Source organism: Actinoplanes sp. NBRC 103695, assembly GCF_030269485.1.
Lineage (GTDB): Bacteria > Actinomycetota > Actinomycetes > Mycobacteriales > Micromonosporaceae > Actinoplanes.
On record NZ_BSTL01000025.1, the window covers coordinates 128,587 to 146,161 of the forward strand.

Consider the following 17,575-nt stretch of genomic DNA (forward strand, 5'->3'; position numbering starts at 1 on the left):
ACTCGCCGTCACTGCCGCCGCTCGCGGCTCTGGCCTGGCGCGGTGGTAAAACCCAGCGCGAGTGGTAGAACCCAGCGCGAGTGGTGGGGCAGGGCGGTATCCGGCCTGATATGCCGCCTTGAGCTACCACGTTCCGCGCGGGTGGTAGCCGAGAGCGGTGCGCCGAGGCCAGATACCGCCCGGTGCTACCACCGGCCACGACGCCTGGCGGACCCGGGCGGCCGAGTCGGCGTCCACGCCGGAGCTGCCGCCTGAGTATCCACTCGCGCGGCCGGCTACCACCGTGAGCGGCGGCCATGTCCTGCGGACCGGGCAGAACTGACCTCCTCAGAAGCCGGGGAAGACCACGCGCAGCTCGTCGAGCGTGACGTTGCCGGTCACCTCGATGCCGGCCGGCGTGTGCCTCGGCGTCAGCCGGCCGTAGAGGAGCCGCAGCGCCGACTCCAGCGGCCCGGCGAAGGTCGCGGTCGCGGGCAGCGCCTCCGTGGTGAGCCTGGTCCCCTCGTCGATCACGATGCGATAGGGCGTGCCGCTGATCTCGACGACGGCGGGGTCGGACAACACCGGGGGCTTGCCGAGGAAGCCGACCAGGAAGCTGACCCCGCCGCTGAGCTGCTCGGCGAGAAGCTCGGCGGCGGGCTCGGCGAGGGTGGCCGCCGGGTCGACGCCGACGCGTACGTCCCAGCCGTGCATGACCGCCTCGCTCACCCGCATGGCGACGAACGACGCCAGCGGCAGCGGGGCGGGCAGGAAGCCGAGCTCGACCTTGAGGTCCTCGTGGCGTTCCTCCGGCACGGCCTCGAGTGCCGTGACCAGCGCGGTGTCGGACAGGATCCAGCCGTCGGCCTGGTCCTGGGGGCTCAGCGCGTTCCACCTGTCCCAGACGCCCTGGTTGAAGTCCGACCCGGGCGACTCCCCCTCGCCCAGTGCCGCCCGGAAAGCGGCGAGCGTGATCTCCGAGCCGCTGCCCAGGTGTGACAGGGCGTCGGCGAGGGTCCACTCGGTGGCGCCGGAGGTGCCGTCGAGCTGCTCGGCGGACAGCGTGCGGACCGTGCTCGCCAGGGTGTCGTGCTCGGTACGCAGGGCCGCGATCGTGCGGCCGGCAAGGGTCGTCATGACTGGAGCCTAGTTCCGCCGAGGCGGTCAGCGGCGAACTGTCACCGAGCCGCTGGTGGCGCGCCCGTCCAGGTAGCCGTTGCTCCGGGCGATCACCGTGACGGAGACCCGCTTGCCGTTCAGCGACGACCCGAGCTTGAGGGACCGGCCGGTGGCACCCTTGATGATCTTTCCGTTCAGCCGCCACTCGTATCGGTGGACCATGGCGCTGGGCGTCCACGTGCCGGCCGACACCGTCAGGGTGCGGCCCACCTTGGCCGTACCCGTGATCTTGGGGGCTTTGGTTGCTCGCAGTGGCGAACCGAAGGCGACGGCGACGGTCGAGGCGGAGGTCGCGGACGTCGCGGTGTTGCCGGTGCGGGACGCGGTCACCGTGACGGACAGCCGCTTGCCGGCCAGCGACGCCGGGATCTTGAGCGTCGAGCCGGTCGCCCCGGAGACGGCGGCGCCGTTCGCCCGCCACTGGTACTTGACCGACGTCGCCGCTGGTGACCAGGTGCCGGCCGTGGCCGAGACGGTGTAACCGACCCGCACCGAGGAGCCGCTGACCGTCGGCGCCTTCGTGACCGTCAGCGCGGGCAGCGGGGCGACCGTGATGGCGTCGGTGAGCGTGTCCCACACCGTGCCGCCGTACGGCTTCAGCGTCACCGAGGCCCGGCCCGCCGGCACCCCGGCGAAGTCGACCTCCACGACGGCGTGGTCGCCGGTCGAGTGCACGGACGTGATCGTCGCCGGGATGGGCGCCCGGCCCGCCGGGGTGACCTCGATGACATCGCGCGGGTGCAGGTACCAGCCGTAGATGGTCAGCGTCCGCTTCTCGCCGGTGGTCACCGTGGCCGGCGTCACGGACGTGAGGCGGCCGTTGACGGTGGCCACGCTGAAGGTGGCCGTGCCGAGGCTCGATCGCGTCCCGTCGGCGGAGACGCCGCGCACGGAGATGGTGAAGCTGCCGGTGCGGTCCGGTGTCCAGTTCAGCGTCGCGGTGCCGTCCGCTCCGGCGGGCAGGGTCGCCCAGTCCGTGCCGGTGCGCCACTCGAAGGCTGTCGTCCCGGGCCGCCGCGCGGTGAAGGTGAACGTCCCCGGGACCTTGCGACCGGATTCGCTGGAGAACAGGGGGAAGTCCGTGGACGCGATGCCGGGGCGGTCGACGACGGTCCAGATCTCCGTCGTCTCGCCGGTCGTCAGGCCTCGGGCGTTGCGGGCGGTGACCTTGACCCAGTTGTTCCCGATGCGGGTCGGCGTGAAGGAGAAGGTGGCGGTCCCGTCGGCGGCCGGTGCGACGCTGCGCGGGGTCGCGGGGTCGTCGGAGAACGTCACGTCGTACGCCACGACGCCCGGCATGCCAGTGGTGGCGGTGAAGGTCACCGGCGTGACCAGGTCCTGGCCGTCGGTCCGGGTCAGCCGCGGCAGCGCCGGGTCCGGGTTCGCCCAGGCCGTCCGGGTCTCGGAGAGCTCCCCGGCGGCGTCACGGCTCCGCACGAGCAGCGCGCTCAGGCCGGTGTCGTCGAGGTACCACGGGATGTCCGCGGTACCGTCCGCGCGGGCCGGCACGATCACCGTCCGCTCCGGCCGCTCCCCGCCGATCGACGGCGTGACCAGGTACTCCTGGACGTCCGGCGTGCGCGGGGTCAGGTGGAACGTGGGGGTGGCGCCCAGGTAGACGATGCCCTCGGGGTCGCGCACGACCAGCGGGCCGTCGTCGACCAGGAACTCGTAGGCGTACTCGTCGTACTCGGTGCCGTCCCGGCCGACCGTGCGGACGGTGAGGAACTGCGTGCCTCCGCGCCGCGGGGCGATCGTCACGGTCGCGTCGCCACCGGCGTCGGCGTCGGCTGTCCCGGTCTGCCCGTCGTCGGTCCGCCAGACGAACGACGCGGCGTCGGGGATGCGGGCTCTCAGCGTGAAGGCGCCCGGCACGCCGACGTTGTAGTTCAGGTCGGGCTCGAGGGCCGGCTCACGGTAGGCGGTGGAATCGACGATCGGCCGGGTGTCGCCGGCCGCGGCCGCGGTGCCGGACCCCAGGACGGCGGTGCCGACCACCATCGCGGCGGTCGCGGCCAGAGAGATCAAAAGCCGCAAAGGCCTTGGGTACGCACGCATGCCTGTCGTTCTCCCCCGAAGATGCGTCGCCGATGACCGACGCCCGCAGAAGGTTCGCACAAAAGGTGGTCCCCGGCGACCCCGTTGTCCACAACGGAATCGCCGAAGTTCCACCCGATTCGTCTTCAGTCGCCCCGACGCCCGCCGATCATCCCGGGCGGGGCACCCGAAGTAACCGGGTTCCCGCGGCCGTCGACGAGATGTCACCATGTCCGATGCGCCGATCATGGGCGGAAGGGGACGATGACGTGCAGGTGCTACGGATTCCGTTCACCAACGGCGGGCCGGCCTCTCCCCTGCGGCATGCCAGCCGCGACGCCCTGACCCGCGAGCTCCCCGGATGCACCGACGACCTGGTCGCCGACGCGCTCCTGGTGATCAGCGAGCTCGTCCAGAACGTCAGCCAGCACACCCGCTCCGACGGCGAACTCGTCCTCAGCATCGCCGGCGGCGTCGTCCTGATCGAGGTCCACGACGACGATCCGGCCGCACCACGGCTGCGGCACCCCGCCGGCCTGCAGGCCGGCGGACGCGGTCTGCTGCTGGTCGAGGGCATGGCCGACAACTGGGGTGTACGCCGGCTCGATACTGGGAAGACGGTGTGGGCCCGCTTGCCCCTCGCCATGGCGGGTGGCACGCTCACCCCCGCATGATCACGGGTGTGAGCAGCCATGACGGCGGCGGGACCTCCAGCTGAGGAACGAGGCCAGGATGAGCACTCACACGCCGCTGCTCCAGGTTCTGGTGGTCGACGACGACCTCGGCGACGTCGCCCTGATGGAGAACGCGTTCGCCGATCACAGCGTCCACAGCAAGCTGCACCACGTCGCCGACGGCGCTCAGGCGATGGCGTTCCTGCGCCGGGAGAGCCCGTACGACGACGCGCCACGACCGGATCTGATCCTGCTGGATCTGAACATGCCGCGGGTCGACGGCCGGCAGGTCCTCACCCGGATCAAGGCCGACGACGATCTCAAGGCGATCCCGACCGTGGTGCTCACCACCTCGGCGGCGGACAGCGACATCTTCTCCAGCTACACCGCCCACGCGAACGCGTATGTCACCAAGCCCATCGACCTGGACGATTTCGACCGTGTCGTCGTCATGATCCGTAACTTCTACGGCCACACCGCCGCTCTGCCCCGCCGCACCTCGGATGAGGCCTCGACCTGATCGGGAGTCGGTTTACCGATCCCGGGGCCGGGCAGTTCACAGACAGGCGGGAAGGACCACGACACGATGGAGATCGTCAGACGTCAGTTCCGCAACGGTGACCCGGCGCGGCCGCTCCGGCACGGCGCCCGCAGCGCCCTACGGGAGGCGAGCGGCGAGCACGGCGACGCCGAGTGGATCGACGACGTCCTCATCGTGATCAGCGAACTGGTCCAGAACGTCACCCAGCACACCCACAGCCCCGGTGAGCTCGTCGTCAGCGTCGAGCCCGGCATGGTCCTGGTCGAGGTCGGCGACGGCGACACCACCACGCCGGTCAGCCCGTCGCCCGACGCGCTCGGCGCCGGCGGGCGGGGGCTGCTGCTGATCGCGGCCGTCTCCCGGCAGTGGGGAGTTCGCACGTGTCCCCGCGGCAAGGTGGTGTGGGCGCGGCTGCCGACGATCGCCGGTCCCGGCGAGCCGCCGGTCAGGACCCGAGGTGACTACGCAGCTTGACCAGGGCGCGGGTGATCAGCCGGGACACGTGCATCTGCGAGATGCCGACCTGCTCGGCGATCTCCTGCTGAGTCTGGTTGCCGTAGAAGCGCAACGTGAGAATCCGCTGCTCCCGCTCGTCCAACGTGGCAAGCGCCGGGCCGAGCGCGACACGCAGCTCGGCGTTCTCGAAGCCCTCGTCGATGGCGCCGAGCGTCTCGCCGAGCTCGGCGTCGCCCTCCGCGCCGACCGGCATCGACAGGCTCGTCGCCGCGTATGCGCGAGCGCCTTCCAGGCCCTCGAGGATCTCTTCCTCGGTGGTCTCCAGGTGTGCGGCGATGTCCGCCACGGTCGGCGCCCGGCCCAGCGTGTGGGTCAGCTCGTTGTTCGCCGACGTGATCGCCATCCGCAGTTCCTGCAGGCGGCGCGGCACCCGGACCATCCACGTGCGGTCCCGGAAGTGCCGCCGGATCTCACCGAGCACGGTCGGGACGGCCAGCGCGGCGAAGTCCACGCCCCGTTCCGCGTCGTACCGATCGACCGCCTTGATCAGACCGACCATCGCGACCTGGGTCAGGTCGCCCAGGGGCTCGCCGCGGCCGTTGTAGCGGCGCGCCAGGTGCTGCGCCAGCGGGAGCCAGGCCTCGATCACCCTCTCCCGCAGGCGGGCACGGCGTGCGTCGTCCGGCGCTGTCCGGGAGAGCTCGTTGAGGAGATCGGCTGCGTCCTGAGTGACAACTGATGTCGACACCTACGGGCCTCCTTGCCATGCGGCAAAAGTTGCCGCGGGTTGCAGCCTAGCCGTTTTACCGATCTACCGCCAGCCGAAAGTATGAGATGCCCCAGCTCACACGCCATATCATTCACGTTCGCTCGCCTAAATCCATTGTGGCCGCCCCGCGCCGGCTGTAGATCTTCGGACTCTCAGCCACTTGTCAGCGGCCTCGCCTTTCCTGAAGGCGAGACATATGGCAAGTTCTGGTCAGCGGGGGCAGCCACGGGACGGGGGGAGGCTGGCGGATGACGCCTAGTCGAAAGGCGAGACGTCTCCTCCTGCGAGTGTCACTTCTGGCCGCCGCGCTCACCGCGGGTTCGCTGTTCGCACCCGTCGCGGCCCAGGCCGACCCCCTGACGAGGATCCCGTCCGCACCGTGCCAGCCCGACGGCGTCGCGCCCTCCGACTCGGCGATGGCCGACCGGCTGCGCTCCCAGCTGAACGGCCGCCGGCTCGGCCGGGCCGTCAGCGGCTACAGCGTCTCCTGCGCCCGGGCGATCGTCAGCCACGTGCAGGCCCGCGGGATGGACCAGCGCGCGGCCGTGATCGCCGTGGCCACCGCGATCGCCGAGAGCACCCTGCACAACTACACCCGCGCCGTCGACCACGACAGCCTCGGGCTGTTCCAGCAACGCCCGTCCCAGGGCTGGGGCAAGCCCGGCCAGCTCGTCGACGTCCGCTATGCCACGCAGGCCTTCCTGAACGCGATGACTCGCAAGCATCCGGGCAACGGCTGGCTGACCGGCGACATCGGGCAGATCTGCCAGCGTGTGCAGGTTTCGGCCTACCCCTTGGCGTACTCGACAGAGGTGCACGACGCGCAACTGCTCGTCACCACCCTGTGGCCGCACGTTGCCGCGGCCGCCGCCACGGCCGGGTCCAACGGCACGCCGACGACGACGACCGCCCGGGGCCCGTTCCAGCGGTCCCTGATCACCGTCGCGACCAGCCAGAGCCTGTCCGACGCCCGGCACGATTTCCTGCTCGCCGACTGGAACGGCGACCAGCGCCCCGACCTGGTCGTGGTGCAGCGCTCGGGCACGACGACCGGCGGCACCACGCTGTCCATCTTCGACGGCAGGTCGACCCTGCCGACGGCGGCGATGAACTTCCAGCGCCTGCTGTTGCAGACCGGCACGATGCTGGGGCCGACCGACGACCGGTACTCGTTCGCCATGGCGGACTGGAACGCGGACGCCCGCCCGGACCTGATCGTGATCCAGAAATCCGGCACCGCGAGCGGCAAGACGGAATTCCGGGTCATCGACGGCGCCTCCGGCTTCCGGCGCTACCTGCAGGAGAGCGTCACCGTGCTCGGGGCGACCGACGCACCCGTCACGTACTCGGTCGCGGACTGGAACACCGACGGCAAACCGGACCTGGTGGCCGTGCAGAAATCGGGCACCCCCAGCGGCAAGACGGAGCTGCGCATCGTCGACGGCGCCTCCGGCTTCCAGCGCTTCCTGCTGGAGACGGTCACCGCGCTCGGCGCGACCGCCGAGCGGCACGTGTTCGCCGTCGCGGACTGGAACACCGACGGCCGGCTCGATCTGGTCATGGTGCAGAAATCGGGTACGAAGAGCGGCAAGACGGAGCTGCGCGTCCTCAATGGCGCCTCCGGCTTCCAGCGCAATCTGCTGCAGACCGCCACCGCGCTCGGCGCGACCGCCGACCGGCACTCCTTCGCCCTGACCGACTGGGACGACAACGGCAAGCTCGACCTGGTCATGGTGCAGAAATCGGGCACCGCGAGCGGCCGCACCGAGGCGCGCGTTCTCGGGGGATAGTTCGGAAACCTGAGTGCCGGCCCGCGGCGTTGCTCCGAGCTTCAGCGGGACGTCTCCGGCGCTCGTGGACCGGGTGTCGGGCCATCACGACGAGATCCGTGAGAACCGGGAACGCGACAGCCGATCGCGGGTCAGGCGCGGGCCGTCGTCCGGGCCAGGAAGGGCAGTAGCAGCGCGACCGTCTCGTCCGGGAACTGGGTGTGCGGGTAGTGGCCGGCGCCCTCGACGACCGCGAGCGACCCGATCCCGGCCGGCAGCGCGGCGACGATCGCCTCGCCCTCGGCGATCGGGTCGGCCCAGTCCGGGTCGAGTGAGCCCTCGACGATCAGCGCGGGGCAGCGCACGTCGGGCAGGTGCGCGCCGGCGTCGGTGGGAGCGGACTTGCCCATCGCCTGCATCGCCTTCATCCGGGCCGGCTCGCTCATCATGCGCCGGATCTGCTCGACTCGCGCGGGCCAGTCGGCCGGCTTGCGACCCGGGTACGCCACGTCGAGGTAGCTGAGCCACATCTTCACGCTGCCGGTGACGGCGGTGCCGATCAGCCGGAACGCGCCGGCCCGGTAGGTCTTGGATCGGAAGTCGCCCAGCCGGATCGACTGCGCGCGGGTGAACGGGGCGAGTTCGACGACACCGGTGACGAGCTCGGGCGCCTGTGCGGCGGCGATCGTGACGGCGCCACCGGAGATCGAGTGGCCGACCAGCACGGCCGGCCCGCCGAGGTGACGGATCAGCGCGATCAGATCGGCGGCGATGTCGGTGCGGCTGAACGACGGCCACTCGGTGCTGGACTCGCCGCAGCCACGCAGGTCGGCGGCGGCGACCCGGTAACCGGCCTCGACCAGCCGCGGGATCACGAACCGGTAGGCCGCGCGGCTGTCGCCCATCCCGTGGGAGAGCACCACCAGCGGCCCCTCGCCGGTCACCTCGTAGGCGATGGTTCCGCCGCCGACGCTCAAGTACTCGGTCATGACATCCTCCGGGGTTAGCTCCACCTGTTAGCCCTAAAGCTAATGCAGTTAGCTAATACCGTCAAGGGCGTACGGAAAGCGCCGGTCCGCTCAACCTCTCCACTGATCCCGGGAAGCGCCGGTCAGCCCTGAAGGATGGCGGCCAGGGTCGCCGGGTTGATGTTGCGGCCGGAGACCACGGCGACCACGGGCCGGTCGTCCGGGACGAGACCCGCGAGCACGGCGGCCACCGCGACCGCCCCGGCGCCCTCGGCCACGACGCCCCGGTCGAGGGCCAGGTGCCGGATCGCGGCGCGGAGCTGCTCCTCGGAGACCGCCACGATCCGGTCGACGTACCGGGCGACGAGGCCGATCGTGACCGATCCCGGCTCGATGTTGCCGGAGATGCCGTCCGCGATCGTGTCGCCGACCTCCACGTCCACCTGCCGGCCGGCAGCGACCGCGGAGGAGACGGCACGGGACACGGCCGACTCGACACCCACGACCCGTACACCCGGGTGTTGTGCGGCCCAGAGGCCGAGGCCGGCGGCGAGTCCTCCGCCGCCGGCCGCGCAGACCACGGTCAGCGGTCCAGGATGCTGGGTGGCCAGCTCGCAGCCGATGGTGGCCTGGCCGGCGATGACGGACGGGTCGTTGTACGGCGACAGGTACCGGCTGCCCGGCCCGGCCAGTCCGATGGCGTGCCGCTCGGCGTCGTCGTAGGTGGCGCCGAATTGGATCAGGTCCGCGCCGAGCGTACGCAAAGCATCGATCTTGATCGGCGAGGCGGACGTCGCGGTCACCACGGTGGCCTGCCTGCCGAGCCGCTGGGCGGCCCACGTCAGACCGAGGCCGTGGTTGCCGGCCGACGCGGTCACGGCTCGGAGCTGGGGGTCGATCGCGTCGAGCCCGGCCAGCGCCCCGCGCACCTTGAAGGAGCCGGTCGGCTGCAGCGACTCCAGCTTGAGCATCAGCCCCTCGTCGCCGATCAGCGGGGTCGGCGGCAGGGTGGCGCCGATCAGCCGTTCCGCGCGCTCGACATCGGCCCAGGTGGGAAGTGTGGTCACGGGACACAGTCTGGCCGAGGTAGTGCTGGCTGTACCACCGATCTTGCAGCCAGGGGGATGGGTTCGGCGGCGGCGCGTCAATAGCGTTCTCCCCATGAAGACATCGACGAAGATTGCCAGCGTGATGGTGGCCGCCACCGCGGTCGTCGCGGCCTCGGTCCCGGTGGCCGGCGCGACGCCGATCACCCCGGACCGGACCGCTGTCCTCCAGCGTGACGCTGACGCGATGCTCGAGTACGGCACCCCGGGCGTACTGGCCGAGGTGGACACGCCGCACGGCGACCTGCGGGTACGCAGCGGATTCGGCAACGTGGAGGCGGGCACGCCGGTGCCGTGGGACGCGAAGTTCCGGATCGGCAGCTTCACCAAGACGTACGTCGCGACGACGGTGCTCCAGCTGGTCGGCGAGGGCCGGCTGTCGCTGGACGACAAGGTCGACAAGGTGCTGCCGGGCGTGGTGCGCGGCAACGGCAACGACGGCCGCCGGATCACCGTGCGCCAGCTGCTTCAGCACACCAGCGGCCTGCCCGACTACCTGGCCGGGCTGCCGGACCTCTTCACCGAGGAGGGCTTCCAGCGGATCCGGTACCAGACCATCACGCCGGAGCGGGCGATCGAGCTCGCGATGGGTTTCCCGCCGGAGTTCGCGCCCGGCACCCAGTGGAACTACTCCAACACCAACTACATGCTGGCCGGGATGATCATCGAGAAGGTCACCGGGCACTCCTGGCAGTCGGAGGTGCAGCGCCGCATCATCAAACCCCTCCACCTCACCAACACCTACACCCCGGGTACGCGGACCACGATCCCGAACCCGCATGCGGTCGGCTACGAGCGCTTCCCCGGTGAGGGCGCGACCCCGGACGACCCGAAGTACGGCGAGCCGATCGACGCGACCAACCTGAACCCGTCCTGGGGCGGCGCCGCCGGCGAGATGATCAGCACCGCGAGCGACGGCAACCGGTTCCTGCGCGCCCTGCTCGGCGGCCACCTGCTCCGGCCGGCGCAGCTCGCCGAGATGAAGCGCACGGTCCCGACCAACGACGGTTTCCGGGGGAACTGGCCCGGCGCCCGCTACGGCCTGGGCCTGATGTACGTGCCGAACGAGTGCGGCGGCGCCTGGTCCCACGGCGGCGACATCATGGGCTTCAAGACCCGTAACGGCGCCACCGGCGACGGTTCCCGCAGCGTCGTGATCACGTTCAACACCGACTCGTTCAAGCCGGACCCGGGCGTGCAGCCCCCGGCCACCGATGTCTCCATCCCGCTGATCAACCACGCCCTCTGCGGCTGACGCTGACCAACAGCGAGCCGGGACTCAGAGACTGATCCGGGAGAACAGCGACTCACCCGCGGCACGAGCGTCGGCGGCCGGCTCACTGAGCTCGGCCGCCACCTCGCGCAGGTGGTCCGCGGGGTAGAGCTCGTCGAACTCCTCGTCCGCCCCAACAGAGACACTTGCCGGCGGGAACTATAGGGCTGGGATGGGCGACCATAGGGGTATGGCGTGTGATCGGTGGCGCGAGATGCTGTCCGCGCAGCTCGACGGCGAGGACGACCCGGCCGACCGGCCCCGGGTCGACGAGCACGTGGCGGGTTGTGCCGCGTGCCGCGAGTGGCTGGACCAGGCCGCCGCGGTGAACAGACTGACCCGGACGAGCCTGGCGACCCCGGTGCCGGACCTGACCGCGGCGATCCTGGCTGCCGTGCCGGAACGCAAGCCGCCGCTGCTCTCCCGGGCCTGGCTCTTCGTCGCGCTGGCGGCGGTCGGCGCGGTGCAGCTGATCCTCGGGCTGTCCCAGGTCGGCGGGGTGGCCGGGAGTCACACCGACCACGCGGGCCTGGACGCCACTCCGGGGCATCTCTGGCACGAGTCGGCCGCCTGGAACGTCGCGGTCGGCGCCGCATTCCTCTTCATCGCCCTGCGCCGCTCCCGCCCGTCCGGCCTGGTGCCGATGCTCACCGCGTTCGTCGGCATGCTCCTGCTGCTGTCGGTGAACGACCTCTCGGCCGGCCGCGTCGACGCCCAGCGCCTGATCAGCCACGGTTTCGTGCTGGTGGGATATCTGCTCGTCGTGGCCCTGTCCCGCAAGCGGACCGCGCCCGCTCCGCCGGGGTCGCACGCGACGACCGGCTGGCGAGCGCATTTCGACGAGGCCGAGGACACCGTCGAGGAGGCGCCGGCCGGACCGCGGCTGCGGCTCGTGCCCCGCACCGGCCCGATGACCGCGCGCCACGAGGAGCGCCGAGCGGCTTAAAAGGCCGAGCGGCTTAAAAGGAGGAAGAGGGCCGGACGGATAACTCACGCCACTCGTCGTCCGGCCCGGCCAGAAGCGCACGCACCGTGTCCAACGCGGCGTCCTCGCCGTCGAACTCGAAGAAGTGGGAGACGCCGTCACCGCCACCGGTGCGCTGCTCCACATACCACTGATCGCCGCTCACGCGAAGGTAGACATCCTTGCGCCCGAGGCGACCCCACTTGCCGTTCCACCAGTGCTTACGCTGCTCCATCCCGGCACTGTATCGAACATGTGTTCGAACAGCGCCGGGCGGGGTGGATCTTTTGGGAGGAGCATCGGTCAGCGGTGCTGCGGCGGCTCCTGGTCCCGTGCGGTGTGAGCGTTGACGTCACTCACCGCACCCGGCCCGGCACGATTGGCCACCAGCGCGTCGCGGATCTGGGTCAGCAGCACGATGTCCTCGCTGGGCGCGGCCGGCGGCGGCTCCTCACCGCGGGCGCGGCGCTCGGCGAGCTTGTTGAGCGGGAAGACGACCAGGAAGTAGAGCACGGCAGCGGTCAGCACGAAGGTGATGAGCGCGTTCAGGAACGTCGCGTAGTCGAAAAACACACCGTCGCGCGCCTTCCAAGCGCCGGCGCCGACGCCCGTCCCACCGCCGATCAGCTGGATCAGCGGCTTGAGGAAGCCGTTGGTGAACGCGGTGACCACCGTGGTGAAGGCGGCGCCGATGACGATGCCGACGGCGAGGTCGACGACGTTCCCGCGCATGATGAAGTCTTTGAAGCCTTTGAGCATGAAGCACTCCTGGATGAGAGCCGAGGGATTTCAGGCAGCAGTTGCCCGCCGCAGGTCCCCGACAAACTACGCCGAACGCACACGATGCGGCAGAGGCGACATCGGCGCGAGCGCGTGCGCGGCCAAGAATCCGTCGACCGCGCTCTGCCAGGGAAAAGTCTCGGCGCGAGCACGTGCTTCGGTACGCCGATCGGGCCGCTCGAGCAAGGCGCGCACCGCCGCCGCGTACTCCGCCCCTCCGCCTCCGGCGGCCAGGCCGGCCTCGCCGATCACCTCGGGCAGCGCGCTCTCCGCACTCACCACCACCGGCGTGCCGCTCGCGAGCGCCTCCAGCGCGGCCAGCCCGAACGTCTCCACCGGCCCGGGCGCCAGCACCACGTCGGCGGTCGCCAGCAGCGTCGCCAGCTCGTTCCGGTCCTTCAGATAGCCGGTGAACCGGGCCGGCAGCCCACGCACGGCCGCCTCCTCCTGCAGGGCCTGACGCAGCGGCCCGCCACCGGCCACCACCAGCACCGCCGGCACGCCCTCGGCCCGGAGCGCCGCCACGGCCGCCAGCGACCGCCGCGGTTTCTTCTCCGCCGACAACCGCCCACAGTGCACCAGCAGGACATCTCCGTCGGCCGCCCACTTCCGCCGCGCCACGGGGTCATGCCGGTCCGGCCCAAACCCCTCGAGATCCACTCCCAGGGGTACGCGGAGCAGGTTCGTCGCCCCGATCCGCTTGAACTCCGTGGCCGCCCAGCCGGTCGTGCACACCACGATGTCGTGCGCGGCGGCCGTCCGGGCGTTCAGCAGATCCGCCGCCCGCTCCCCGGCCCGCGCCCACGGCCCGAACATCCGTCCCAGCCCGTCCAGGCTCTCGTGCGAGACCATCATCGACCGGATCTCCCGGCGCCGGGCCCACGAGCCGATCCACCGCAGCGTGGTCCGGTCGGACACCTCGAGCCGGTCGGGCGCCAGCCAGGACAGCACCTTGCCGACCCGCCGCCGGTCGATCAGCGCCCGGTAGCCGCCCAGCCCCGGCACCCTCGGCGCGGCCAGCGTGATCACCCGGCCCTGCTCGGTCTCCTGCTCGCTGTCCCGTTCACCGGGCACCACCAGCACCGCCTCGTGGCCGGCTCGCTGGTATCCGGCGCCGAGTTCCCGGAGCGCCGTCCGTAACCCACCCGACGTCTCGGTGACGAAGTTCGCCACCCGGACGATCCGCACTCCCATACCCACCCTTTCAGGCCGCCGTCGCCAGCACCGGCGCCGCCGTCGTCTCCAGTACAGCTCGGTAGTGGCCGATCAGCTCGTCACCCACGGCGGACCAGCTGCGGCCCTCGATCGCGGCACGACCCGCCACCCCGTAGGCGGCCCGCCGCCCCGGATCCGCGGCCAGCCCAGCGACCGCGTCGGTGAAGCCCCGCTCGACGAACGGCGGAACGAGAAGCCCGGTCAGGTCGTGGTGCACCAGGTCGAGCGGGCCACCCGCGGCCGGCGCCACCACGGGCACCCCGCTGGCCATCGCCTCCTGGATCGCCTGCCCGAACGTCTCGTACGGACCGGTGTGCGCGAAGACGTCCAGCGACGCGTACAGCCGGGACAGCTCCTCGCCGTGCTTGACCCCGAGGAACGTCGCTTCCGGGAGCGCCTTGTGCAGATCGCCGGCGGCGGGTCCGTCGCCGACCACGACCAGGCGTACGCCGGGCAGCCGGCTCACGCCCGCCAGCAGGTCGACCTGCTTCTCCACCGCGAGCCGGCCGATGAAGCCGACGATCACCTCGCCGTGGGGCGCGAGCCGGCGGCGCAGGTCCTCGTCGCGGTGGCGGGGGTGGAACCGCACGTCGTCGACGCCCCGGCGCCAGAGGTGCAGGCGGTCCACGCCGTGGGCGGTCAGGGCGGCGGCCGATTCGGTGGACGGGACCAGGGTCCGGTCGGCTTTGTTGTGGACCTTGCGGATCCAGCTCCAGGCCGCCCGCTCCGTCATGCCGAGGTGATACAGCTTGGCGTACGCGGCGATGTCGGTCTGGTAGACGGCGACCATGGGCAGTCGCAGCGAGCGGGCCGCGGAGGCGCCCCACGCTCCGAGGAAGAAGGGGCTGGCCAGGTGGACCACGTCGGTGCGGTGCGCGCGCATGGCCGCCGTGAGGGCCGGCGTCGGCAGGCCGAGTCGCAGCTCCGGATAGCCGGGCATCGGCACCGAGGAGATCCGGTACACCGGGTACGGGACGTCGACCGGGGTGCGGCCGGCGTGACGTGCGGCGATGACGATCGGTTGATGGCCGCGTTGCAACAGGTGCTCGGCGGTACGGACCACCGAGTTGGCGACGCCGTTCACCAAAGGTAGGAAAGACTCCGTGACCAAGGCGACTCGCATACCGCTGAGGATGATCGGAGGCATTGACCGCACCCGGCGCGAGCTGATGACATGCAGCGGAACGCTGGGCAACATGATCGCATTTCAGCCAGTGTTCGCCCAGCGGCCGCAATGCGGTGGTGGACGGCCGAGAGAGTGATGCCCGTGGATCGACGTAACTTGCTTCGGACGGCTGCGGCCGCTCCGGCCGTACCCCTGCTCCTGTCCGCCTCGACACCCGCCCAGGCCGACGCCGCGCCGGCGGGCAAAGGCCCCGGCCGCTTCGCGATCGCCGTGCTGCCGGACACCCAGTACCTTTTCGACGCGGACGCCGCGGACCCGGCGCCGCTGCGCGAGACGTTCCGCTATCTGGTGCAGCAGCGGGCTGCCGTCTTCCTGACGCACCTGGGCGACGTCACCGAGCACGGGACGGCCGCCGAGATCGCGCTGGCGTCGAGGACCTTCGAGCAGATCGATGGGAAGCTGCCCTACAGCGTGCTGGCCGGCAACCACGACATCAACGGCGGCACCACCGACGAGCGCGGCGACAGCCCGTACCTGCGGGCGTTCGGCCCGCACCGGTTCGCCGGCCGCCCCACGTTCCTCGGCGCTTCCCCCGGCGGCTACAACAGCGCCCACCTGTTCAACGGCGCCGGCCGCCAGTGGATGGTCCTGGCGCTCGACTGGCAGATCTCGGATACCGGGCTGGCCTGGGCACGCGACATGATCGCCGCGCATCCCCGCGTGCCGGTCATCCTCACGACGCACGACCTCGCGTTCCCCGACTACGCGGGCAAGGCGGCGATCTCCGACCGCGGCCGGCGCCTGTGGGACGGCCTGATCGCCGACCACGACCAGATCTTCCTCACCCTGAACGGGCACCACTGGCCGCCGGCACGCACGGTCCTGCCGAACACCGCCGGCCACGACGTCCACGTGCACATCACCAACTACCAGGACCGCTACTACGGAGGGGCGGCGATGATCCGCCTCTACACGTTCGACCTGGCTCGCAACGTGATCGACGTGGAGACCTTCTCGCCCTGGTTCCTGGCCCGCAAGCCGGCCACGCCGCTGGAGTCCGAGGTCAGCCAGCTCACCGGCCCCGACGACCGGTTCAGCTTGGCCATCGACTTCCGGTCCCGCTTCGCCGGCTTCGACCCGCCGGCGCTGCCCGCTCCCCGCCCCGCGGCCTCGGTGATCAGCAGGCAGACGGTCGCCTACTGGCGGTTCGACGGCGCGGGCCAGTCGGTCGGCGACGGCGCGGTGGTGCGAGACCAGACAGGCAAAGGCAACGATCTTTCGGTACGCCGACTGGCGAACAGCGGTCCGGAAATGTTGGAGCTCAGCACCGACCACCACGAGAACGCACCCGCGCACACGAGCTTGCGCTTCGACGGTGGCAAGAACCCCGACCGTGGCGCCATCCTGCAGACCGGCCCGAACGCCCCGGTCAACAGCATGAAGTTCCTGGACGGCTACACCATCGAAACGTTCCTCAAGCTGCCCGACCCGTTCGTGGGCGACCACGCGTTCATGGGAATCTGGAGTTTCGAGGGCCGCAACGGCGACGCCGGCAAGACGAACGGCTGGTCTCCCTTGGAGTGCACCTGCAGCCTGAACCTGTCGTCGGAGCGCTTCCTGCAGTACGTCGTCTACCCCGAGACGGTGGACGCGTCCCCCACGTCATGGAGCCACGCCTTGCCGATGGGCAGGTGGACGCACGTAGCGGTGGTGAACGACAGCCGCCACACAACCGTCTACGTGGACGGCGCCCCCATTGTCCGCAATCCCGGCCAGTTCTCCCGCGGCATCGCCACCCTCGGCCGCCCCTTCACGATCGGTGCGACATCCTTCGATCTGCGCTACGGCCAAGGCTTCTACGGCTGGCTCGGTGACACCCGCATCACTGCCCGCGCCCTGCCCCCAAAGCAGTTTCTCTCACCGCCCGCGCCCTGACCCGCCCGCGCCCTGACCCGCCCGCGCCCTGACCCGCCCGCGCCCTGACCCCGCTCGCGTCCTGACCCTTCTGTAACCGCCGGCGCGAGGCGGTTTCTGACTTCGCTCTGATTTCACTCTCAGGATCCGTCGACGCCACGTGGGATCCGTCATAGGCTGTCGGCCCGGCAGACGCCAGGTGACGGAAGGCACACTCATGCCCGACACCCTCCTACCCGACAGCTCGGTCGACATCCACACGGATGTCGACGGCAGCCTGGTGGTCCAGCCTCACGGTGCGATGGACGACGGCTGCGCCGTGCATTTCCGCCAGGTCCTGGTCCACGCGATCCGCAAGGTGCGCCCCCTGCGCCTGATCCTGGACCTGGCCGATGTCTCGGATGTCGATCCGATCAACCTCGGCACCTTGGCGGCGCTCTGTGACTTGGCAGACGACCATCACGTGATCGTCTTCATGGACAACTCGTCGACCACGATCGCCGACCAGCTCCAGGCCGCCGGCGTCCCCCGCCAGCGCCTCCGCCTACGTTCACCGAGCACACTTCACCTCTTCGCGGAAAACAAGAATGACTTCTTCGCGGAAAACAAAAATGGCCCGCCCGGTTAGGGGCAGGCCATAAAAGCATTGTCCAGGGAAAACAGTTGAGGCCCCACCAGTGGTGGGGCCTCAACCATACGTTTAGTCCGGCGGCGTCCTACTCTCCCACACCCTCCCGAGTGCAGTACCATCGGCGCTGGCAGGCTTAGCTTCCGGGTTCGGAATGAGACCGGGCGTTTCCCTGCCGCTATGACCACCGAAACACT

At 70.6% G+C, this 17,575-nt stretch carries 17 protein-coding genes and 1 rRNA gene; 8 read left to right on the top strand and 10 right to left on the bottom strand.

Annotated features, from left to right (window positions below; genetic code table 11):
- Nucleotides 1-327 precede the first annotated feature (327 nt).
- Both QSK31_RS36235 and QSK31_RS36240 read right to left on the bottom strand, forming a co-directional pair.
- Entirely contained in the window at nt 328-1,116 is a 789-nt protein-coding gene (locus QSK31_RS36235) for a maleylpyruvate isomerase family mycothiol-dependent enzyme (RefSeq protein ID WP_285689198.1), read from the bottom strand.
- A 27-nt stretch (nt 1,117-1,143) separates the two neighbouring features.
- Nucleotides 1,144-3,195: a hypothetical protein gene (locus QSK31_RS36240; protein WP_285689199.1), complete on the bottom strand. Its 2,052-nt coding sequence runs from the start codon at nt 3,193-3,195 to the stop codon at nt 1,144-1,146.
- 269 nt (nt 3,196-3,464) lie between these two features.
- On the opposite strand from QSK31_RS36240, the gene QSK31_RS36245 reads away from it, so the two are divergent.
- From QSK31_RS36245 to QSK31_RS36255, 3 genes are all read left to right on the top strand, one after another.
- A complete protein-coding gene (locus tag QSK31_RS36245) occupies nt 3,465-3,869 on the top strand; it encodes an ATP-binding protein (RefSeq protein WP_285689200.1) in 405 nt (134 codons plus the stop codon).
- Between the two features lie 58 nt (nt 3,870-3,927).
- On the top strand, nt 3,928-4,389 hold the full coding sequence (locus QSK31_RS36250) for a response regulator (RefSeq protein WP_285689201.1): 462 nt from the start codon (nt 3,928-3,930) through the stop codon (nt 4,387-4,389).
- 66 nt (nt 4,390-4,455) lie between these two features.
- Nucleotides 4,456-4,884: an ATP-binding protein gene (locus QSK31_RS36255; RefSeq protein WP_285689202.1), complete on the top strand. Its 429-nt coding sequence runs from the start codon at nt 4,456-4,458 to the stop codon at nt 4,882-4,884.
- On the opposite strand, the gene QSK31_RS36260 is transcribed toward QSK31_RS36255, so the two are convergent.
- Complete coding sequence (locus QSK31_RS36260; RefSeq protein ID WP_285689203.1) at nt 4,856-5,614, bottom strand: SigB/SigF/SigG family RNA polymerase sigma factor; 759 nt, start codon at nt 5,612-5,614, stop codon at nt 4,856-4,858. The genes QSK31_RS36255 and QSK31_RS36260 overlap by 29 nt on opposite strands.
- Before the next feature lie 308 nt (nt 5,615-5,922).
- Between QSK31_RS36260 and QSK31_RS36265 the strand changes: the two genes are divergently transcribed.
- Nucleotides 5,923-7,425 (top strand): FG-GAP repeat domain-containing protein, encoded by a 1,503-nt coding sequence (locus QSK31_RS36265; protein WP_285689204.1) that lies wholly within the window; start codon nt 5,923-5,925, stop codon nt 7,423-7,425.
- Between the two features lie 131 nt (nt 7,426-7,556).
- On the opposite strand, the gene QSK31_RS36270 is transcribed toward QSK31_RS36265, so the two are convergent.
- Entirely contained in the window at nt 7,557-8,393 is an 837-nt protein-coding gene (locus QSK31_RS36270) for an alpha/beta fold hydrolase (RefSeq protein ID WP_285689205.1), read from the bottom strand.
- Nucleotides 8,394-8,515: 122 nt separating this feature from the next.
- Nucleotides 8,516-9,439 (bottom strand): threonine ammonia-lyase, encoded by a 924-nt coding sequence (locus QSK31_RS36275; protein WP_285689206.1) that lies wholly within the window; start codon nt 9,437-9,439, stop codon nt 8,516-8,518.
- Nucleotides 9,440-9,533: 94 nt separating this feature from the next.
- Here QSK31_RS36275 and QSK31_RS36280 point away from each other — a divergent pair, with 94 nt between their 5' ends.
- Both QSK31_RS36280 and QSK31_RS36285 read left to right on the top strand, forming a co-directional pair.
- The gene (locus tag QSK31_RS36280) at nt 9,534-10,733 is read left to right on the top strand and encodes a serine hydrolase domain-containing protein (protein ID WP_285689207.1); all 1,200 of its coding nucleotides are present in this window, start codon (nt 9,534-9,536) and stop codon (nt 10,731-10,733) included.
- A 208-nt stretch (nt 10,734-10,941) separates the two neighbouring features.
- Nucleotides 10,942-11,697 (top strand): zf-HC2 domain-containing protein, encoded by a 756-nt coding sequence (locus tag QSK31_RS36285; RefSeq protein ID WP_285689208.1) that lies wholly within the window; start codon nt 10,942-10,944, stop codon nt 11,695-11,697.
- A gap of 13 nt (nt 11,698-11,710) precedes the next feature.
- On the opposite strand, the gene QSK31_RS36290 is transcribed toward QSK31_RS36285, so the two are convergent.
- From QSK31_RS36290 to QSK31_RS36305, 4 genes are all read right to left on the bottom strand, one after another.
- Complete coding sequence (locus tag QSK31_RS36290; protein ID WP_285689209.1) at nt 11,711-11,950, bottom strand: hypothetical protein; 240 nt, start codon at nt 11,948-11,950, stop codon at nt 11,711-11,713.
- A gap of 68 nt (nt 11,951-12,018) precedes the next feature.
- The gene (gene mscL, locus QSK31_RS36295) at nt 12,019-12,474 is read right to left on the bottom strand and encodes a large conductance mechanosensitive channel protein MscL (protein ID WP_285689210.1); all 456 of its coding nucleotides are present in this window, start codon (nt 12,472-12,474) and stop codon (nt 12,019-12,021) included.
- A gap of 66 nt (nt 12,475-12,540) precedes the next feature.
- The gene (locus QSK31_RS36300) at nt 12,541-13,689 is read right to left on the bottom strand and encodes a glycosyltransferase (protein WP_352244533.1); all 1,149 of its coding nucleotides are present in this window, start codon (nt 13,687-13,689) and stop codon (nt 12,541-12,543) included.
- A gap of 10 nt (nt 13,690-13,699) precedes the next feature.
- On the bottom strand, nt 13,700-14,833 hold the full coding sequence (locus QSK31_RS36305; RefSeq protein WP_285689211.1) for a glycosyltransferase family 4 protein: 1,134 nt from the start codon (nt 14,831-14,833) through the stop codon (nt 13,700-13,702).
- Nucleotides 14,834-14,977: 144 nt separating this feature from the next.
- Between QSK31_RS36305 and QSK31_RS36310 the strand changes: the two genes are divergently transcribed.
- Entirely contained in the window at nt 14,978-16,771 is a 1,794-nt protein-coding gene (locus QSK31_RS36310; protein WP_285689212.1) for a LamG-like jellyroll fold domain-containing protein, read from the top strand.
- 196 nt (nt 16,772-16,967) lie between these two features.
- Nucleotides 16,968-17,378: an STAS domain-containing protein gene (locus tag QSK31_RS36315; protein ID WP_285689213.1), complete on the top strand. Its 411-nt coding sequence runs from the start codon at nt 16,968-16,970 to the stop codon at nt 17,376-17,378.
- Nucleotides 17,379-17,453: 75 nt separating this feature from the next.
- On the opposite strand, the gene rrf is transcribed toward QSK31_RS36315, so the two are convergent.
- A 5S ribosomal RNA gene (rrf, locus tag QSK31_RS36320) occupies nt 17,454-17,570 on the bottom strand.
- Between the last annotated feature and the right edge of the window lie 5 nt (nt 17,571-17,575).

Excerpts from the sequence above, each read along its gene's own strand:
- QSK31_RS36235 (WP_285689198.1), bottom strand. The coding sequence starts at position 1,116 with ATGACGACCCTTGCCGGCCGCACGATCGCGGCCCTGCGTACCGAGCAC.
- QSK31_RS36250 (WP_285689201.1), top strand. The coding sequence starts at position 3,928 with ATGAGCACTCACACGCCGCTGCTCCAGGTTCTGGTGGTCGACGACGAC.
- QSK31_RS36255 (WP_285689202.1), top strand. The coding sequence starts at position 4,456 with ATGGAGATCGTCAGACGTCAGTTCCGCAACGGTGACCCGGCGCGGCCG.
- QSK31_RS36270 (WP_285689205.1), bottom strand. The coding sequence starts at position 8,393 with ATGACCGAGTACTTGAGCGTCGGCGGCGGAACCATCGCCTACGAGGTG.
- QSK31_RS36280 (WP_285689207.1), top strand. The coding sequence starts at position 9,534 with ATGAAGACATCGACGAAGATTGCCAGCGTGATGGTGGCCGCCACCGCG.
- QSK31_RS36285 (WP_285689208.1), top strand. The coding sequence starts at position 10,942 with ATGGCGTGTGATCGGTGGCGCGAGATGCTGTCCGCGCAGCTCGACGGC.
- QSK31_RS36290 (WP_285689209.1), bottom strand. The coding sequence starts at position 11,950 with ATGGAGCAGCGTAAGCACTGGTGGAACGGCAAGTGGGGTCGCCTCGGG.
- mscL (WP_285689210.1), bottom strand. The coding sequence starts at position 12,474 with ATGCTCAAAGGCTTCAAAGACTTCATCATGCGCGGGAACGTCGTCGAC.
- QSK31_RS36300 (WP_352244533.1), bottom strand. The coding sequence starts at position 13,689 with ATGGGAGTGCGGATCGTCCGGGTGGCGAACTTCGTCACCGAGACGTCG.
- QSK31_RS36305 (WP_285689211.1), bottom strand. The coding sequence starts at position 14,833 with ATGCGAGTCGCCTTGGTCACGGAGTCTTTCCTACCTTTGGTGAACGGC.
- QSK31_RS36315 (WP_285689213.1), top strand. The coding sequence starts at position 16,968 with ATGCCCGACACCCTCCTACCCGACAGCTCGGTCGACATCCACACGGAT.